At 73.8% G+C, this 16,346-nt stretch carries 11 protein-coding genes; 10 read left to right on the forward strand and 1 reads right to left on the reverse strand.

Annotated features, from left to right (window positions below):
* Positions 1–123: 123 nt before the first annotated feature.
* The gene (locus IIE03_RS12045) at positions 124–1,302 is read right to left on the reverse strand and encodes an MFS transporter (RefSeq protein ID WP_192863006.1); all 1,179 of its coding nucleotides are present in this window, start codon (positions 1,300–1,302) and stop codon (positions 124–126) included.
* A 241-nt stretch (positions 1,303–1,543) separates the two neighbouring features.
* Here IIE03_RS12045 and IIE03_RS12050 point away from each other — a divergent pair, with 241 nt between their 5' ends.
* From IIE03_RS12050 to ftsW, 10 genes are all read left to right on the forward strand, one after another.
* Complete coding sequence (locus IIE03_RS12050) at positions 1,544–4,315, forward strand: cellulose binding domain-containing protein (protein ID WP_192863007.1); 2,772 nt, start codon at positions 1,544–1,546, stop codon at positions 4,313–4,315.
* Positions 4,316–4,749: 434 nt separating this feature from the next.
* Entirely contained in the window at positions 4,750–5,181 is a 432-nt protein-coding gene (gene mraZ / locus IIE03_RS12055) for a division/cell wall cluster transcriptional repressor MraZ (RefSeq protein WP_192863083.1), read from the forward strand.
* A 192-nt stretch (positions 5,182–5,373) separates the two neighbouring features.
* Positions 5,374–6,459, forward strand: coding sequence for a 16S rRNA (cytosine(1402)-N(4))-methyltransferase RsmH (rsmH, locus tag IIE03_RS12060; RefSeq protein WP_408632845.1), 1,086 nt, complete (start codon positions 5,374–5,376; stop codon positions 6,457–6,459).
* Entirely contained in the window at positions 6,456–6,905 is a 450-nt protein-coding gene (gene ftsL, locus IIE03_RS12065; protein ID WP_192863008.1) for a cell division protein FtsL, read from the forward strand. The genes rsmH and ftsL overlap by 4 nt, the downstream gene beginning before the upstream one ends.
* Positions 6,902–9,073, forward strand: coding sequence for a peptidoglycan D,D-transpeptidase FtsI family protein (locus IIE03_RS12070; RefSeq protein ID WP_192863009.1), 2,172 nt, complete (start codon positions 6,902–6,904; stop codon positions 9,071–9,073). Before ftsL ends, IIE03_RS12070 begins: the two co-directional genes overlap by 4 nt.
* 115 nt (positions 9,074–9,188) lie before the next feature.
* Entirely contained in the window at positions 9,189–10,844 is a 1,656-nt protein-coding gene (locus IIE03_RS12075) for a UDP-N-acetylmuramoyl-L-alanyl-D-glutamate--2,6-diaminopimelate ligase (RefSeq protein ID WP_192863010.1), read from the forward strand.
* Positions 10,841–12,316, forward strand: a complete 1,476-nt coding sequence (locus IIE03_RS12080) for a UDP-N-acetylmuramoyl-tripeptide--D-alanyl-D-alanine ligase (RefSeq protein ID WP_192863011.1) — start codon at positions 10,841–10,843, stop codon at positions 12,314–12,316. The genes IIE03_RS12075 and IIE03_RS12080 overlap by 4 nt, the downstream gene beginning before the upstream one ends.
* Positions 12,313–13,395: a phospho-N-acetylmuramoyl-pentapeptide-transferase gene (mraY, locus tag IIE03_RS12085; RefSeq protein WP_192863012.1), complete on the forward strand. Its 1,083-nt coding sequence runs from the start codon at positions 12,313–12,315 to the stop codon at positions 13,393–13,395. Before IIE03_RS12080 ends, mraY begins: the two co-directional genes overlap by 4 nt.
* Entirely contained in the window at positions 13,392–15,071 is a 1,680-nt protein-coding gene (murD, locus tag IIE03_RS12090) for a UDP-N-acetylmuramoyl-L-alanine--D-glutamate ligase (RefSeq protein ID WP_318842948.1), read from the forward strand. The genes mraY and murD overlap by 4 nt, the downstream gene beginning before the upstream one ends.
* Positions 15,072–15,110: 39 nt before the next feature.
* Complete coding sequence (gene ftsW / locus IIE03_RS12095; protein ID WP_192863014.1) at positions 15,111–16,346, forward strand: putative lipid II flippase FtsW; 1,236 nt, start codon at positions 15,111–15,113, stop codon at positions 16,344–16,346.

Consider the following 16,346-nt stretch of genomic DNA (forward strand, 5'->3'; position numbering starts at 1 on the left):
GCCTGCTGGGGATGGAGCAGGCCGGGAGCGTGGGGATCGTGCTGCACTGGGGAAACCTCCGTCGGCCCGGGTCTGGGGAGCTGTCACGTCTCGGACGCCGCGCCGGGCGTCCGCTGTGTCCGTTCAGCCTAATGGAGGTGGCCGGGAATCTGTTGCGTTCGTCACCCGGCCCAGCCCGAGGGTGACGACGGCGATCGCGGCGGCCAGTGCCAGGAACGCTCCCGAGTAGCCCGCACCGGCGATCACGAGCCCGAGCGTGAACGCGCCCGCGCCGAGTCCGCCGTCGTAGGCGATGTTCCAGATCGTGCTGGCCGCGCCGTGGTGACCGGTGCCGAGGGCGCGCATCACGGAGACGAAGGAGTCGTTCTGCGTCGCACCGAAGCCGGCGCCGAGCAGGAACGCGCCGAGGAGGAACCACGGACCCCCGGCCAGGGAGACGGCGACGAGCGCGACGCCGGCGGCGCACGTCAGGCCCGCGGGAAGGAGGAGCCGTCCGGTGCCGATCCGGTCGCCCGCCGCCCCGGCGGCCAGCCGTGCCGCCACGAGCGCGACCGACGCGATCAGCAGGGCGAGCGCGACGTCTCGTGTGCCGGGCCCCGCGACCGGGATGAACGTGGTCGCGGCGCCGAACGAGGCAGCGGCGAGGAGGAAGATCCCGATCGGCCGGACGATGTGCCGGGCGGCGGCGAGCGACCGGAGCGTGAAGCTCCCGCGGTCGCGGCCGGGTAGTCCCAGGGCGATGAGGGCGCCGGCCAGGGACGCGGCTCCCGCGAACCAGAAGGTGACGTCGAACCCCCAGGTTCCGGCCACCCAGACACCGCCGGGCAGGGCGACGAGATTGGGCAGGGCCGCCGACGTCCCGTAGAGGGCGGCGGAGCGGGCGAAGCGGCCGGCCGCCGAGAGCTCGGCGACCAGCGTCCCGCCGGCGACGACGACCAGCGCGAACCCCGCCCCGCGCGCCGCGGACAGGGCCAGGACGGGCAGGAGATCGGGCGTGAGCAGGTAGAACGGGGTCGGCGCGCCCAGGAGCGCGGCGCCCACCACCACCATCGCGCGCAGGTCGAGCAGGCGGAACAGCCACGGCATGGCCAGCTGGGCGGCGACCGTCCCGGCCATCATGACGCCGGTCGTACCGCCCATCGCCGCGCTGCCGGCGCCGCCCTCGGCGGCCCACAGGGGGACGACGGACAGCAGCGCCGCGTAGTTCGTCAGCGCGAGGAAGGTGACGACCAGGAGCACCACGAACCCGCCCGGCCGGCGGATGACGTCGTGCGGGGTCGCTGTCGTGCCGGCCGTGCTCATACGGCGAGTGTGGGGCCGCGAGGCCGCGCGGGACAAGCGAGTACCGCTTCACCGGGATTCAGGCGGACTGAAGGGGCGGTGCTGCCCGGGAAGACCCACGGGCTCACCTAACCGTTTAGAGCCGCCCGGCCCCTCTTCCGGTCGTCGAAGCGCTTCAACTACGTTGCCCGTGCCGGGCACAGAGCGGTGTCCGCCAGGGGCCGCGGGTCCCTGAGGTGTCGGCACGAAGAGGTGAGTACGGATGAGACTTCGGCCAGTCGTCGCAGCCCTTGCCGGGTTGGGACTCGGAGCGGCCGGGCTGGGCGCCGCCGCGGTGAGCACCGCGGCGGCGAGCCCGCCCGCGTCCATCACATCGACCGCGGGGAGCGTGACCGCGCAGCAGGCCGACTACGAGTGGGGCAACGTCGAGATCGTCGGCGGCGGCTTCGTTCCCGGCATCGTGTACAGCGAGGCCGAGCAGGGCCTGGCCTACGTCCGTACCGACGTCGGGGGCGCGTACCGCCGCGAGGGCGGTTCCGGCCGCTGGATTCCGCTGCTGGACCACGTCGGCTGGGACGACTGGGGCCACAGCGGCGTCCTGTCGATCGCCCCGGACCCCACCGACGCGGACCGCGTCTATGCGATGGTCGGCTCCTACACGAACTCCTGGGACCCGAACAACGGCGCGATCCTGCGCAGCTCGGACCGGGGCGAGACCTGGGAGAAGGCCGACCTGCCGTTCAAGGTGGGCGGCAACATGCCCGGCCGGGGCATGGGCGAGCGGCTCGCCGTCGACCCCAGCGACCCGCGCGTGCTGTACCTCGGCACGGAGGGCGGGAACGGGCTGTGGCGCAGCACCGACCGCGGGGTGACCTGGTCCGAGGTCGGCAACTTCCCCAACCCAGGCAACTACGTGCAGGACCCGTCGGACCCGAACGACTACCTCACCAGCAACCAAGGCGTCCTCTGGGTGGAGTTCGATCCGGCCGGCGTGCCCGCGGGCTCGCCGTCGGGCACCGTCTACGTCGGCGTGGCCGACAAGGAGAACAACGTCTACCGCTCCACCGACGCGGGCTCCACGTGGGAGCGCGTGCCCGGCCAGCCCACGGGCTTCATCCCGCACAAGGCGGTGCTCGACACCGCGGGCGGCCAGCTCTACCTGGCGACGTCGGACACGGGCGGCCCGTACGACGGCGGGCTCGGCGACGTCTGGCGCATGGACACCGCCACGGGCGACTGGACGCGGATCAGCCCTGTGCCGTCGGACGACCCGGACGCCTACTTCGGCTTCTCGGGCCTGACGATCGACCGGCAGGACCCGGACACGATCATGGCCGTCAGCCAGATCTCGTGGTGGCCGGACATCCAGATCTACCGCAGCACCGACCGCGGCGAGACGTGGAGCCCGATCTGGGAATGGGCCTCCTACCCGCAGCGCACTCTGCGCTATTCGCTCGACATCTCCGGGGCACCCTGGCTCGACTTCGGCAATCAGGACGCGCCGGACAACCCCAGCCCCAAGCTCGGCTGGATGACCGAGTCCTTCGAGATCGACCCGTTCGACTCGGACAGCTTCCTGTACGGCACCGGCGCCACCGTCTACGGCGGCGAGAACCTCACCGCATGGGACTCGGGCGGGACCGTGGACATCGCCGTCCGCGCCCAGGGGATCGAGGAGACGGCGGTCCAGGACCTCGCCGCCCCGCCCGGCGCCGTGGACCTCGTCTCGGGGATGTATGACATCGGTGGCTTCGTGCACGACGACGTCACCACCGTGCCGGATCGCTTCCACTACACGCAGCCGTACCAGACGGGTGTGCTCGGCGTGGACTTCGCGCAGGACGCTCCGGACACGATGGTGCGTGTCGGAGAGTCCGACCAGGAGGGTGCCGGGCACCTGGGCGTGTCGACGTCCGGCGGTGACTCGTGGTGGGCCGCGCAGGAGCCGGGCGGCGTCACCGGGCCGGGCACGGTCGCGATCAACGCGGACGGCTCGCGGATCGTGTGGAGCCCGACCGGTACTGGCGTGCACGTGTCCACGACGCTCGGGTCGAGCTGGACGGCGTCGTCGGGCGTGCCCGACGGCGCGCGGGTCGAGGCCGACCGGACGGACCCGCAGCGCTTCTACGCCATGGCGGGGGGCACGTTCTACGTGTCCGACGACGGTGGCGCGACCTTCACGGCCTCCGCCGCCTCCGGCCTGCCGACCGGCGAGGTCCGGTTCGGCGCGGTGCCCGGACGCTCCGGTGAGATCTTCGTCGCCGGCAGCGCGGAGGGCGGCCCGTACGGGTTGTGGCACTCCACCGACGGCGGAGCCGGCTTCACGCGGGTGCCCGGCATCGACGAGGCCGACGCCGTCGGCTTCGGCGCCCCCGCCCCCGGGTTCGACCACCCGGCCGTCTACGTCTCGGCGCGGGTGGACGGCGTGCGCGGCCTGTTCCGGTCCGACGACGCCGGGGCCTCCTGGGTGCGGATCAATGACGACGAGCACCAGTTCGCCTGGACGGGCCAGGTCATCACCGGCGACCCCGACGTGTTCGGCCGCGTCTACGTCGGCACGAACGGGCGGGGCATCGTCATCGGCGAGTTCACGGGGACGGCACCGTCCCCCGATCCCACGCCGACCGACGAGCCCACGGAGCCCGAGCCGACACCCACGCCCACACCGACTCCCACGCCCACGCCGGATCCCACCGGGACCGCCCCGGCGCCGGACTGCGTGGCCGAGTGGCGGGCCGTGAACGAGTGGGGCAGCGGCTTCCAGGGAGAGGTCACGGTGACCAGCACCGGCACCGAGACGCTCGACCCGTGGGTGATCGAGTGGTCGTTCCCGCCGGGAGTCCGGATCTCCAGCGGCTGGGGCGCCGACGTCGTCCAGGACGGGACCTCCGTCACGGCGACGGCGCCGTCGTGGAACAGCGACCTGGCGCCCGGGGAGTCGGCGTCCGTCGGCTTCGTGGCCTCGATGCCGGACGGCACCGCGCCGTCGGCCGACGACATCCGGCTCGGCGGAACCGCCTGCGGGGCGCCCTGACGCCCGGCCGGTGTCGTCCGGTGCGCGATCCTGAACGATCGCGTGCGACCATGTCTGATCCGGCATGATCAAGCACAACTTCACACGACCACGGGGTGGGTGTCCGGTTCCGGCCGGGCGCCCACCCCGTCTCTTCGTGCGGGCGTCCGGGCCCGGCCGAACGCCTGGATCGCACCCGGCGCCCGTTCCGGCGCCCGCGCACCGAGAAGACCGCGATGCCCGGAACGGACACGCGCGGGTTCCCCATTTCCTCCACCGCGTCTTTATGTTCTTGACCTGCATATTGACATTACCTGCACGAGTTGCCGCGATCAAATCTCAGGCTATGTGGAGCAAAGTGGAGTAGCGTGGAGGCCGCGGGAGCGCGAGGGGAGGTGCGAGCCGTGGACACTGCGACAGCCGGGTTGCCGGCGGGCGGGTTCGCGGGCCTGGGCCTGCTCCTCGGCACGTTCACCCCGAAGCTCGACGAGAAGGGCCGGCTCATCCTTCCCGCCAAGTTCCGGGGCCGTCTCGCCGGGGGCCTCGTCATGACCCGCGGTCAGGACAGGTGCCTCTTCCTGCTCCCGATGGATGAGTTCAGCCGGATCTACGAGCAGGTCCGTTCCGCGCCCGTGACGAGCCAACAGGCGCGCGACTACCTGCGGATGTTCCTGTCGAGCGCCTCGGACGAGGTGCCCGACAAGCAGGGCCGGGTCTCCATTCCCGGGCCCCTGCGCGAGTACGCGGGCCTGGGTCGCGACGTGGTCGTGATCGGGGTCGGCACCCGCGTGGAGGTCTGGGACGCGGACACCTGGGCGGCCTACTCGGAGGAGAAGGAGGCGGGTTACGCCGAGATCGCGGAGACGATCTCGGATCTCGGCTTCTGACCGCGGCGGGGTTCACCGGCCGTCCGGTGAGGCCTCCTCCCGCGAAATCTGGCGCACTTCCCCGGCGCCAGAAGCGCGGAGGGAGACCTGACCGGGCGGCCGTGCCCACCCGGGGTGGCCCTCGGCACCTGGGCAAAACAAAAGAATCGGGCAAGCAACGAGAACGGAACGAAAAGGGAAGGAGGACGAGACATGATGAACACCACCGAGGAACGCGCGGGCGACGCGGCGGACCGGCACCTGCCCGTCCTCCTGCAGCGCTGCGTCGACCTGCTCGCTCCGGCCCTGGCCGGGCCGGGTTCCGTGCTCGTCGACTGCACGCTCGGCATGGGCGGCCACACCGAGGGCGTCCTGGAGCAGGTGCCCACCGCGCGCGTGATCGGCATCGACCGCGACCCGGAGGCCCTCCGGCTCGCGTCAGCGCGCCTGGCGCGTTTCGGGGACCGGTTCACCCCGGTGCACGCGGTCTACGACGAGATCGGCGCCGTCGTCGCCACGCACACGGCCGGCGGCCCCACGCCGGGTGCCGTGCAGGGCGTGCTCATGGACCTCGGCGTGAGCTCGCTGCAGCTCGACGAGGCGGGCCGCGGCTTCGCGTACGCCCAGGACGCGCCGCTCGACATGCGGATGGACCCCACCCGCGGGCAGACGGCGGCCGACGTGCTCAACACCTACGACGAGCGCGAGCTCGCCCGGATCCTGCGGGAGTACGGCGAGGAGCGGTTCGCGCCGAGGATCGCGCGGGCGATCGTCCGGCGCCGCGAGTCCCGGCCGTGGGAACGCTCGGGCGACCTCGTCGACCTGCTGCGCGCCACGATCCCGGCCGCGACGCGGAAGACCGGCGGACATCCCGCCAAGCGCGCGTTCCAGGCGCTGCGCATCGAGGTGAACGGCGAGATCGAGGTGCTCGAGCGCGCCGTGCCGGCGGCGATCGAGGCACTGGCGGTCGACGGTCGGATCGTCGTGGAGTCGTACCACTCGCTGGAGGACCGCATCGTCAAGCGGGCGCTGCAGCGCGGGACGACGTCGTCGGCCCCGGCCGGCCTGCCCGTCGAGCCCGAGACCCACCGGCCCTACCTGGAGGCGCTGACCCGTGGCGCGGAGACCGCCGACGGGCCGGAGCTGGAGCGCAACCCGCGCTCCGCATCGGTCCGCCTGCGGGCCGCCCGCCGCCTGCGCCCCACCCCGGACCACCTGCGCGAGGCACGCGACGAGCGTCCCCGGGCAGGTCACGGAACCCCCCGAAAGAACCAGGCACGCAAGGAGGACCGCCGATGAGCGCAGCACGCGCCGCAGCCGCGCGGACCACTACCGCACCCACCCGGTCGCCGTCGCGCCCGGCCGGACGCCCCGAGCGCCGGCCGCCGCTGACCGCGATCCCCGGCGGCGCCGGACGGACCGGCCGCCGGTTCGACGCCGTCCGTGCGCCCCTGCATGCCCGGTCCAAGGTCCCGTTCCTCGTGCTGTGCGTCACCATCCTGCTCGGCGCGCTCGTCACCGCGCTGGTGCTGAACACGACGCTCGCGCGGGGCTCGTACGAGATGGCGCGGCTGCAGAGCGACGTGGGCCGCACCGCCCAGGACGTGCAGGGTCTCCAGGAGGACATCGCGCAGGCCGAGACGGACCTCGCCGCCACGGCCCGCTCCTACGGGATGGTCCCCGCCGAGAACCCGACCATGTTCTCGGTCGAGACCGGCAAGGTGGTGCAGGGGAACGACAAGTGACGGCGCCGCGGGAGCCGCGGCGCTCGCCCGCGCCCCGGCGGACGACGCCGCCGGGGCGCGGGGCGGCCCCGAAGAAGACGGCGAAGGGCTCGGCGGCGAGGAACCCGACCGCGAAGAACTCGGCGAAGCCGCAGCGCACCGGCAGAGCGACCCCGCAGCGCGCCGGCAACGCGGCGCCTGCCCGGAAGCCCGCCCCGCGCGAACCGTCACGCGGGAGGGAGTCGGGGCGGCCGCCGTCGGGCAGGAGGAAGCCCGCGCCGCGGAAGAAGCCCGCCACCGCCTCCCGGCTCGGGCTCCAGGCCCCGCCGGACGCCCGGCGCAAGACGTCGGCGAGCACCCGCGGCGCCGCCGGCGCGCGCCGCCCGGCCCCGCTGGAGGGCCGCCGCTACACCCCCGCGCGCCCCGCCCCGGGCCGCCCCGAGATCCGGCAGCGCTGGCTGATCGGCGCCACCGCGGTGATCGTGCTGGTGTTCGTGGCGCGGCTGGTGCAGGTGCAGGTGATCCAGGGGCCCGAGCTGGCGGCGGACGCGCAGGCCGCGCGCCTGGCCACCGCCGTCACGCCCGCGCACCGCGGCGACATCACCGACGCCGACGGTGTGGTGCTGGCCACCTCGGTCGACCGCTACACCGTCGTCGCGGATCCGGTCGCCATCCAGGACTTCCGCGGGCACGGCCGCGTCGACTCGCGCGGCGAGCCCGTCCAGGACGGCGCCCTGGGCGTGGCCCAGCTCCTCGGTCCGGTGCTGAGCATCCCGGACGCCGAGCTCGCCGCGAAGCTGGTGGGTGACACCCGGTACGTGGTGCTGGCCAAGGACGTGGTGCCGCGCGCCCAGCGCGCGATCGCGGAGCTCGGCCTGCGCGCCTACATCCGCACCGACCTCGTCAGCAAGCGCACCTACCCGGCCGGCACGGTCGGGGCGGGACTGCTGGGATTCGTCGACGGCGAGCAGGCCGGCCGGGCCGGCATCGAGGCCGCGTACGACGACGTCCTGGCGGGCTCGCCTGGCTCGGAGACGTACGAACGATCACGCGACGGCCTGCGCATCCCGGCCGCCGACCAGGAGTACACGCCGGCCGTCCCGGGCGACGACGTGCGCCTCACGCTCGTGCACGACGTGCAGTGGAAGGCACAGGACGCCGTCGACCAGGCCGTCCGTGACACGGGCGCGGCGTACGGCATCGCCGTCGTGCAGGACGTGCGCACGGGCGAGGTCGTCGCGCTCGCCGACTCCGACGCACCAGACCCGAACGACCGCTCCACGGCGGCCGTCGCCGAGCCCTCCAAGGCGGTCACCGCCGTGTTCGAGCCGGGCTCCACCGGCAAGGTGGTCACCATGGCCGCCGCGCTGGAGACGGGCGTCTGGAAGCCGGGCTCGCGGTTCACGGTGCCGTACCGGTGGACGGCGCCGTCCGGCCAGACGTTCACCGACTCCCACGAGCACGCCGTCGAGCGCCTGACGCTGACCGGGGTGCTCGCGAAGTCCTCGAACGTGGGCACCGTCATGGTGGGCGAGAAGATCCCGCTCCAGACGCGCCAGGACTACCTGACGAAGTTCGGGTTCGGGCAGCCGACCGGGCTGGGCCTGCCCGGGGAGTCGGTGGGGCTCATGCCGCCCGACGACGTCGAGCAGTGGGACCTGCGCACCCGCGACACGGTGCTCTTCGGCCAGGCCCTGGCGGTCAACGCCATCCAGGCGACCAGCGTGTTCACCACCGTCGCGAACGGCGGCATCCGCACGCAGCCCACCCTGCTGGCCGGGACGACGGACGACGACGGCACCGAGACGCCGGCGCAGCGCCCCGACGGCGAGCGCGTCATCTCCACCGACACGGCCGACACGCTCCTGCACATGATGGAGGCCGTCACCGACGACGACGGCACCGCGGCCAACGCCAAGGTGCCGGGATACCGCGTCGCGGGCAAGACCGGCACCGCGCAGATGTGGCTCGAGAACGGGCAGCAGACCTACATGGCGTCGTTCGTCGGCGTCGCGCCCGCCGACGACCCCCGCTACACCGTCGGTGTGTTCCTCCGCTCCCCGCAGAGCAGCATCTACGGGGGCGAGGTCGCCGCACCGGTGTTCAGCGACGTCATGGGCTTCACCCTGCAGAAGATGGACGTCCCGCCGAGCGACGAGAAGTACCGGCCGCTGAGGACGACGTGGTGAGGATCTCGATCGGCCGCGCAGAACCTGGTGCCGGCACCGCGGCACGAGCCGTGACCTGGTCCGCCGAACACCGCTGCGTACGGCAGCCTCGCCCGCAGACGGTAGGTTCTACCCCGTGACATCCCCGCAAGCTCGGATCCGCCCGGATCATGTGACACCACGTCGGGCGAGCGACCTGGCGGCGGCCCTCGGAGCACCGGCTCCGGACACGGACGCCGAGGTCACGGGCGTCGTCTCCGACAACCGTGCCGCCGGGCCGGGAGACCTCTTCGTCGCCCTGCCCGGCGCGCGCGTGCACGGAGCCCGGTTCGCCGCCGATGCCGTCGCCCGCGGCGCCACCGCCGTCCTGACCGACCCCGCCGGGGCCGCGCTCCTGGAGGCGGAGGCGACCACGTCCGCGCGGCCGGCCGTCCTCGTCGTCGCCGACCCTCGCGCCGCCGCCGGACCCGCCGCCGCCCACGTGTACGGCGCGCCCGCCGAACGCCTCGTCACCTTCGGCCTCACCGGCACCAACGGCAAGACCACCACCACCTACCAGCTCGACCACGTGCTGCGGGCGCTCGGCCGCAGGTGCGGCCTCGTCGGCACCGTGGAGACCCGCTCCGGCGACCGGGTCCTGCCGAGCGTGCTCACCACTCCCGAGGCCGCCGACCTGCAGGCCGTCCTCGCGGCCATGGTGTCCGACGGCGTCGAGGCCCTCACGATGGAGGTGTCCTCGCACGCCATCGCGCAGCACCGGGTGGACGGCGTCGTCTACGACGTGGCCGGGTTCACCAACCTCACGCAGGACCACCTGGACTTCCACGGCGACCTGGAGACCTATTTCGCCACCAAGGCCGAGCTGTTCACGCCCGCCCGGTCCCGCCGCGGCGTCGTCGTCGTCGACGACGAGCACGGCGCCGAGATGGCGCGCCGCGCCGAGGTGCCCGTGGCGACCCTCTCCACCGGCACGGGCGTCCGGCCGCTCGACCCCGGCGCGGACTGGACGGTGTCCGGTGTCGCGCCCGACGGCACCGGCTCCGCCTTCACCCTCACCCACCGCGACGGCCGCACCCTGCGCACCCGCACCGCGCTGCCCGGCGGCTACAACGTCGCCAACGCGGCGCTCGCCGCCGTCATGGTGCTGGAGTCGGGGGCGGACGTGGACGCCGTCGACCAGGCGCTCCGGGCGGTGGACGGCCTCACCGCGACCGTGCCGGGCCGGATGGAGGTGCTGGCCACCTCGCCGCGCGTCGTCGTGGACTTCGCGCACAACACCGAGGCGCTCGAGCTCGCGCTCTCGGCGCTGCGTCCCACGACGAAGGGCCGCCTGTCGGTGGTGTTCGGCGCGACCGGGGACCGCGATCCCGGCAAACGCCCGTTCATGGGCGCGGCCGCCGTGCGCGGCGCCGACGTCGTCGTGGTGACCGACGACGACCCGCACGGCGAGGACCGCGCGGCCGTGCGCGCGGCCGTGCTCGACGGCGCCCGCGCGGCGCTGGCCGGCCTGGGCCGGGACGTCGAGCTGACCGAGATCGCCGACCGGGCGGACGCGATCGCGCGCGCGATCACCTCCGCCGGCGCGGACGACACCGTCCTGGTCGCCGGCCGCGGCCACGAGACCATCCAGGAGGTCGCGGGCGTCGACCACCACCTCGACGACCGCGAGGAGGCGCGCGCGGCCCTGGCGGCGCGGCAGGAGCACGAGAGCGAGGGCCGGTCCATGCGACCGAAGCATGAGGGGACGGGCCGGCCTATGCGGCCGAAGCATGAGAGGGAGAGCGGAGCATGATCGAGCTGACTGCGGCGCAGGTCGTCGCAGCCACCGGGGGAACGCTGCACGGGGACCCGGACGCACGCGTGACCGGACCGGTGGTCACCGACTCGCGGAAGGCGGAGCCCGGTTCGCTCTTCGTCGCCTGGGAGGGTGAGTCCGCGGACGGCCACGAGTTCGTGCCGTCCGCCGTGGCGGCCGGCGCCGTCGTCGTGCTCGCCGCGCGGGAACTGCCCGGCGCGGGCGTGCCCGTCGTCGTGACGCCGGACCCGCAGCGCGCGCTCGGCGACCTCGCCCGGCACGTGCTGGCGCGGGTCCGCGAGGTGAACCCGGACCTGCGGGTGGTGGCGGTGACCGGCTCCGTCGGCAAGACCACCACGAAGGACCTGATCGGGGCGCTGCTGCGGCCGGAAGGCGCCACGATCCTGCCCGCCGGCTCGCTGAACAACGAGGTCGGGCTCCCGATGACGGTGCTGGAGGTGACGCCCGACACGAGGTTCCTGGTGCTGGAGATGGGGGCCGACGCGCCGCGCAACATCGCGTACCTCACCTCGATCGCCCCGCCCGAGGTCGGCGTCGTGCTCGCCGTCGGCGTGGCGCACGTCGGGAAGTTCGGCAGCGTCGACATGATCGCGCGGACCAAGGGCGAGATGGCGGAGGGCACCCTCCCGGGCGGCACCGTGGTGCTGAACGCCGACGACATGCGCGTCGCCGCGATGGCCGAGCGGGTCGACCGCGCGGCCGGCACCGGCGTCGTCACCTTCGGCACGATCCCCTCCGCCGACGTGCGCGCGCAGGACGTGACGACCGGGCCCGACGGGCGCGCGTCGTTCACGCTGCGCGTGCACCCGTCCGTGACCGGGTCCGGGGAACCCGCCGAGGCCCCGGTGCGGCTCGCCCTCGTGGGCGAGCACCACGTGTCCAACGCGCTCGCCGCCACCACGGTCGCACTGCGCCTCGGCCTCGACCCGGCCACCATCGCCGGGCGGCTCGCCGAGGCGGGGCCGGCGAGCCCGCACCGCATGGCCGTGACCGAGCGGCCCGACGGCGTCACGGTCGTCGACGACGCCTACAACGCCAACCCGGACTCGATGCGGGCCGGGCTCAAGGCGCTCGCGATCCTGGCGGGGCGCGAGCGGCGCTCCGTCGCCGTGCTCGGGGAGATGCTCGAGCTGGGCGACGACTCGCGGGTCGCGCACCACGACGTCGGCCTGCTGGCCGTCCGGCTCAACATCAAGCTCCTCGTCGTGGTGGGCGAGGGGGCGTACCACATCCATGAGGGAGCTACCCAGGAGGGTTCCTGGGGGGAGGAGACGGTGTTCGTGCCGGACATCGAAGCGGCGGCGCACTATCTGGACGGGGAACTCCGTCCGGGTGACGTGGTGCTCGTCAAGTCGTCACTCGGGTCCGGGCTCTGGCGCCTGGGCGACCATCTCGCCGGGACCGGCGAGAAGATCGCGGCGCCGGCCGGGCGGGAGGCCGCCCGTTGATCGCCATCCTCGTCAGCGCGGCCGCCGCGCTGATCGTGTCCCTGTTCGGCACACCGCTGTTCATCCGCTTCCTCATCCACAAGAACTACGGCCAGTTCGTCCGCCAGGACGGGCCCACCGCCCACTTCACCAAGCGCGGCACGCCCCAGATGGGCGGCGTCGTGATCATCGTGGGCACGGTCGTCGGGGTCGCGGTGTCGATGCTGGTCAGCCAGCGGCCGCCGAGCGTGTCGGCGCTGCTGTGCCTGTACCTCATGGTGGGTCTCGGGTTCATCGGCTTCCTCGACGACTTCACCAAGATCCGCAAGCAGCGTTCCCTCGGGCTGACGGCGCGGGCCAAGCTGATCGGCCAGGGCTTCGTCGGCATCTCGTTCGCCGTGCTGGCCCTGGGCTTCCCGAACGAGCACTCCCGCACGCCGGCGTCCACGAAGATCTCGTTCCTGCGGGACACGAACATCGACCTGGCGTTCTTCGGCGCGACCGTCGGCCTGATCCTCTTCGTCATCTGGGCGAACCTGCTGGTCGCGGCCTGGTCCAACGCCGTGAACATCACGGACGGCCTCGACGGCCTCGCCACGGGCGCCTCCCTGATCACGTTCGGCGCGTACGTGCTGGTCGGCATCTGGCAGCTCAACCAGTCCTGCCAGCGGCTCGCCGCCGCCGGGCCGAGCTGCTACGAGGTCCGTGACCCGCAGGACCTCGCGATCATCGCCGCCGCCGTGATGGGCGCCTGCTTCGGCTTCCTGTGGTGGAACGCGAACCCCGCGAAGATCTTCATGGGCGACACCGGCTCGCTCGCGCTCGGCGGCGCGTTCGCGGGCCTGTCCATCCTGTCCCGCACCGAGCTCCTCGCGGTGATCATCGGCGGTCTGTTCGTCATCATCGTGGCCTCGGTGCCGATCCAGATCGGCTCGCTCAAGCTGACCGGGAAGCGGGCCTTCAAGATGGCGCCGCTGCACCACCACTTCGAGCTGTCCGGGTGGGGCGAGGTGACCATCGTCATCCGGTTCTGGCTGATCGCCGGGCTCTTCGCGGCGCTCGGGATGGGCATCTTCTACGCCGAATGGGTGGTGTCGTGACCCTGCCCGACGACGGCGGCCGGGCGGGGTCCGCGGCGGAGGCGGGCCCGCCCGTCGTCGAGCCCGCCGTGCCGCTCGGGCGCGCGCGCGTCGTCGTCGCCGGGTACGGCGTCACCGGCCGCGCCGTGGCGGCGGCCCTGGCCGGCCGCGTCGCGCGCGTCGTCACCGTCGACGCGCGGGCCGACGACGCCGACGTGCGTCTCCCGCCGCCCGGGGAGTCCCGGGCGCTCGACGACGTCGTGGCCGGCCTGATCGCGAACGCGGACCTGGTCGTCGCCTCGCCCGGCTGGCCGCCGTCGTCCCCGCTGCTCGTCGCCGCGGGCGCGGCCGGGATCCCCGTCTGGAGCGAGATCGAGCTGGCGTGGCGGCTGCGGGTGAAGGAGACGCTCGGGTCGGACGGCGCCGGTTCCCGCCCGGCGCTCGGGTCGGACGGCGCCGGTCCCCGCCCGGCGCTCGGGTCGGACGGCGCCGGTCCCCGCCCGGCGCTCGGGTCGGACGGCGCCGGTCCCCGCCCGGCGCCCTGGCTCGCCGTCACCGGCACCAACGGCAAGACGACCACCGTCGAGATGCTCGACTCGATCCTCACGGCCGCCGGGCTGCGGTCCGCGGCGGTCGGGAACGTGGGCCGCCCGCTGATCGAGGCCGTGCTCGACCCGGAACTCGACGTGCTCGCCGTCGAGCTGTCCAGCTTCCAGCTGCACCACACCCACACGATGTCGCCCCGGGCCGCGGCCGTGCTCAACATCGCCCCCGACCACATCGACTGGCACGGCTCGTTCGACGCGTACGCCGCGGACAAGGGCCGGATCTACGAGCGGGTCCAGGTGGCGTGCGTGTACAACAAGACCGACCCGCGCACCGAGGAGCTCGTCCGCGCCGCCGACGTCGCCGAGGGCGCCCGCGCCGTCGGGTTCGTCGCCGGCGTGCCCGGACCCGGCGACGTCGGCCTCGTGGAGGACGTCCTCGTCGACCGCGCCTTCCACCTGCCCGCCGACGACCCGGCGCGCCACGGGTCCGCCGCCGAGCTCGGCACGCTCGCGGACCTCGCGCACCTGGCCGGCGGCGGCACCCCGCCCGCGCACGTCGTCGCGAACGCCCTCGCCGCCGCCGCGCTCGCCCGCGCGCACGGCGTCCCCGCCGCCGCGGTACGCGACGGGCTGCGCGCCTTCACGCCGGGCGACCACCGGATCCAGCGCGTCGCGGAGATCGACGACGTCGCGTACGTGAACGACTCCAAGGCGACCAACGCGCACGCCGCCGCGGCGTCGCTCGCCGGGTTCCCGCACGGCACGGTCGTGTGGGTGGCCGGAGGGCTGGCCAAGGGCGCCGACTTCGACGAGCTCGTCGCCGGCCGCGCGGACCGCCTGCGGGCCGCCGTCGTCATCGGGGCCGACGCCGGCCCGATCACGGGCGCGCTCGCGCGACACGCGCCCCAGATCCCCGTGGTCCGGATCGATCCCGGCGACACTGGGACCGTGATGCGGCGGGCCGTGTCCGCCGCCCGCGGCCTGGCCCGGGCGGGAGACACGGTGCTGCTGGCTCCCGCCGGCGCGTCGATGGACCAGTTCGCCTCCTACGCGGCGCGCGGGGAGGCGTTCGCCGCCGCGGTGCGCCAGGAGGCGGCGGACGACGACGCGGGAGCGGGCGCGCCCGATACCACCCGGGACACCACCTGACGGAGCCGGTCACCGTCACCGACGAAGCGAGGGGGGAGCATGGCGACGACGTCCTCGGCCAGGCGCACCCGCGGCGAGCGCGAGTGGCTGGGCCAGTGGAACAACGCCGTGACGAGCTACTTCCTGCTCGTCGGCGCCACCGGCCTGCTCACCGTGATCGGGCTGGTCATGGTGCTGTCCAGCTCCGCGGTCACCTCCATCGCCGACGGCGACTCGCCGTACCGGGACTTCCTCACCCAGGCGCAGTACGCGCTCATGGGCGTCCCCGTCATGCTCGTCGCGACGCGTGTGCCCGTGCGCTGGTACAAGCGCCTCGCCCTGCCCGCCCTGCTGGTCGCGGTCGCGCTGCTGCTCCTGGTGATCTTCCTCGGCGAGATCCGCAACGGGCAGCAGAACTGGCTCGTCCTCGGGCCGGTCAGCTTCCAGCCGTCCGAGCTCGCCAAGCTCGCCCTCGCGCTCTGGCTCGGCACCGTGCTCGGCCGCAAGCAGGCGCTGCTGGGCTCGTGGTCGCACGCGATCATGCCCGCGGTGCCCGGCGCCGTCGTCGTGCTCGGGCTGGTGCTGGCGGGCGGCGACCTCGGCACGGCGATCGTCATCGGGCTGCTCGTCGCCGGTGCGTTCATCGTGGCCGGTGTGCCCGCCGGGCTCCTCGGCCTGGGCGCCGTGGCGGCGGCCGCCGTCGGCTACGCGTTCGTGGCACTGCAGGAGAGCCGGGATCGCCTGGACCGCATCCTGGCCACCTACGGCGCCGACTGCGACGCGTCGAGCGAGTGCTACCAGTCGCTGCACGGGCTGTTCGGCCTCGGCACGGGCGGACTGTGGGGCGTGGGGCTCGGCGCGAGCCGCGAGAAGTGGTCCTACCTGCCCGAGGCGCACAACGACTTCATCTACGCCGTGATCGGCGAGGAGCTCGGCCTGCTCGGCACGCTGCTCGTGCTGGGCCTGTTCGCGGTCCTCGGGCTGGCGACGAGCCGCATCGTGCGGCGGCACGAGGACCCGTTCGTCAAGGTCACGACGGCGGCCGTGGCGTGCTGGATCGTGGGACAGGGACTGGTCAACATCGGGGTGGTGATCGGCCTGCTGCCGGTGATCGGCGTGCCGCTGCCCCTGGTGTCGGCCGGCGGTTCGGCGCTCATCACGACGATGGGGGCGCTCGGGATGCTCATCTCGTTCGCGCGGACCGAACCCGGGGCTTCGGAGGCGCTCGCCGCACGCGGTAGCGTCATCCGCAGGTCGCTGGCCGTGCTCGGCACGGCGACGAGAAGGAGACGATGA

The sequence above is a fragment of the Myceligenerans pegani genome, from assembly GCF_014892515.1.
GTDB lineage: Bacteria > Actinomycetota > Actinomycetes > Actinomycetales > Cellulomonadaceae > Myceligenerans > Myceligenerans pegani.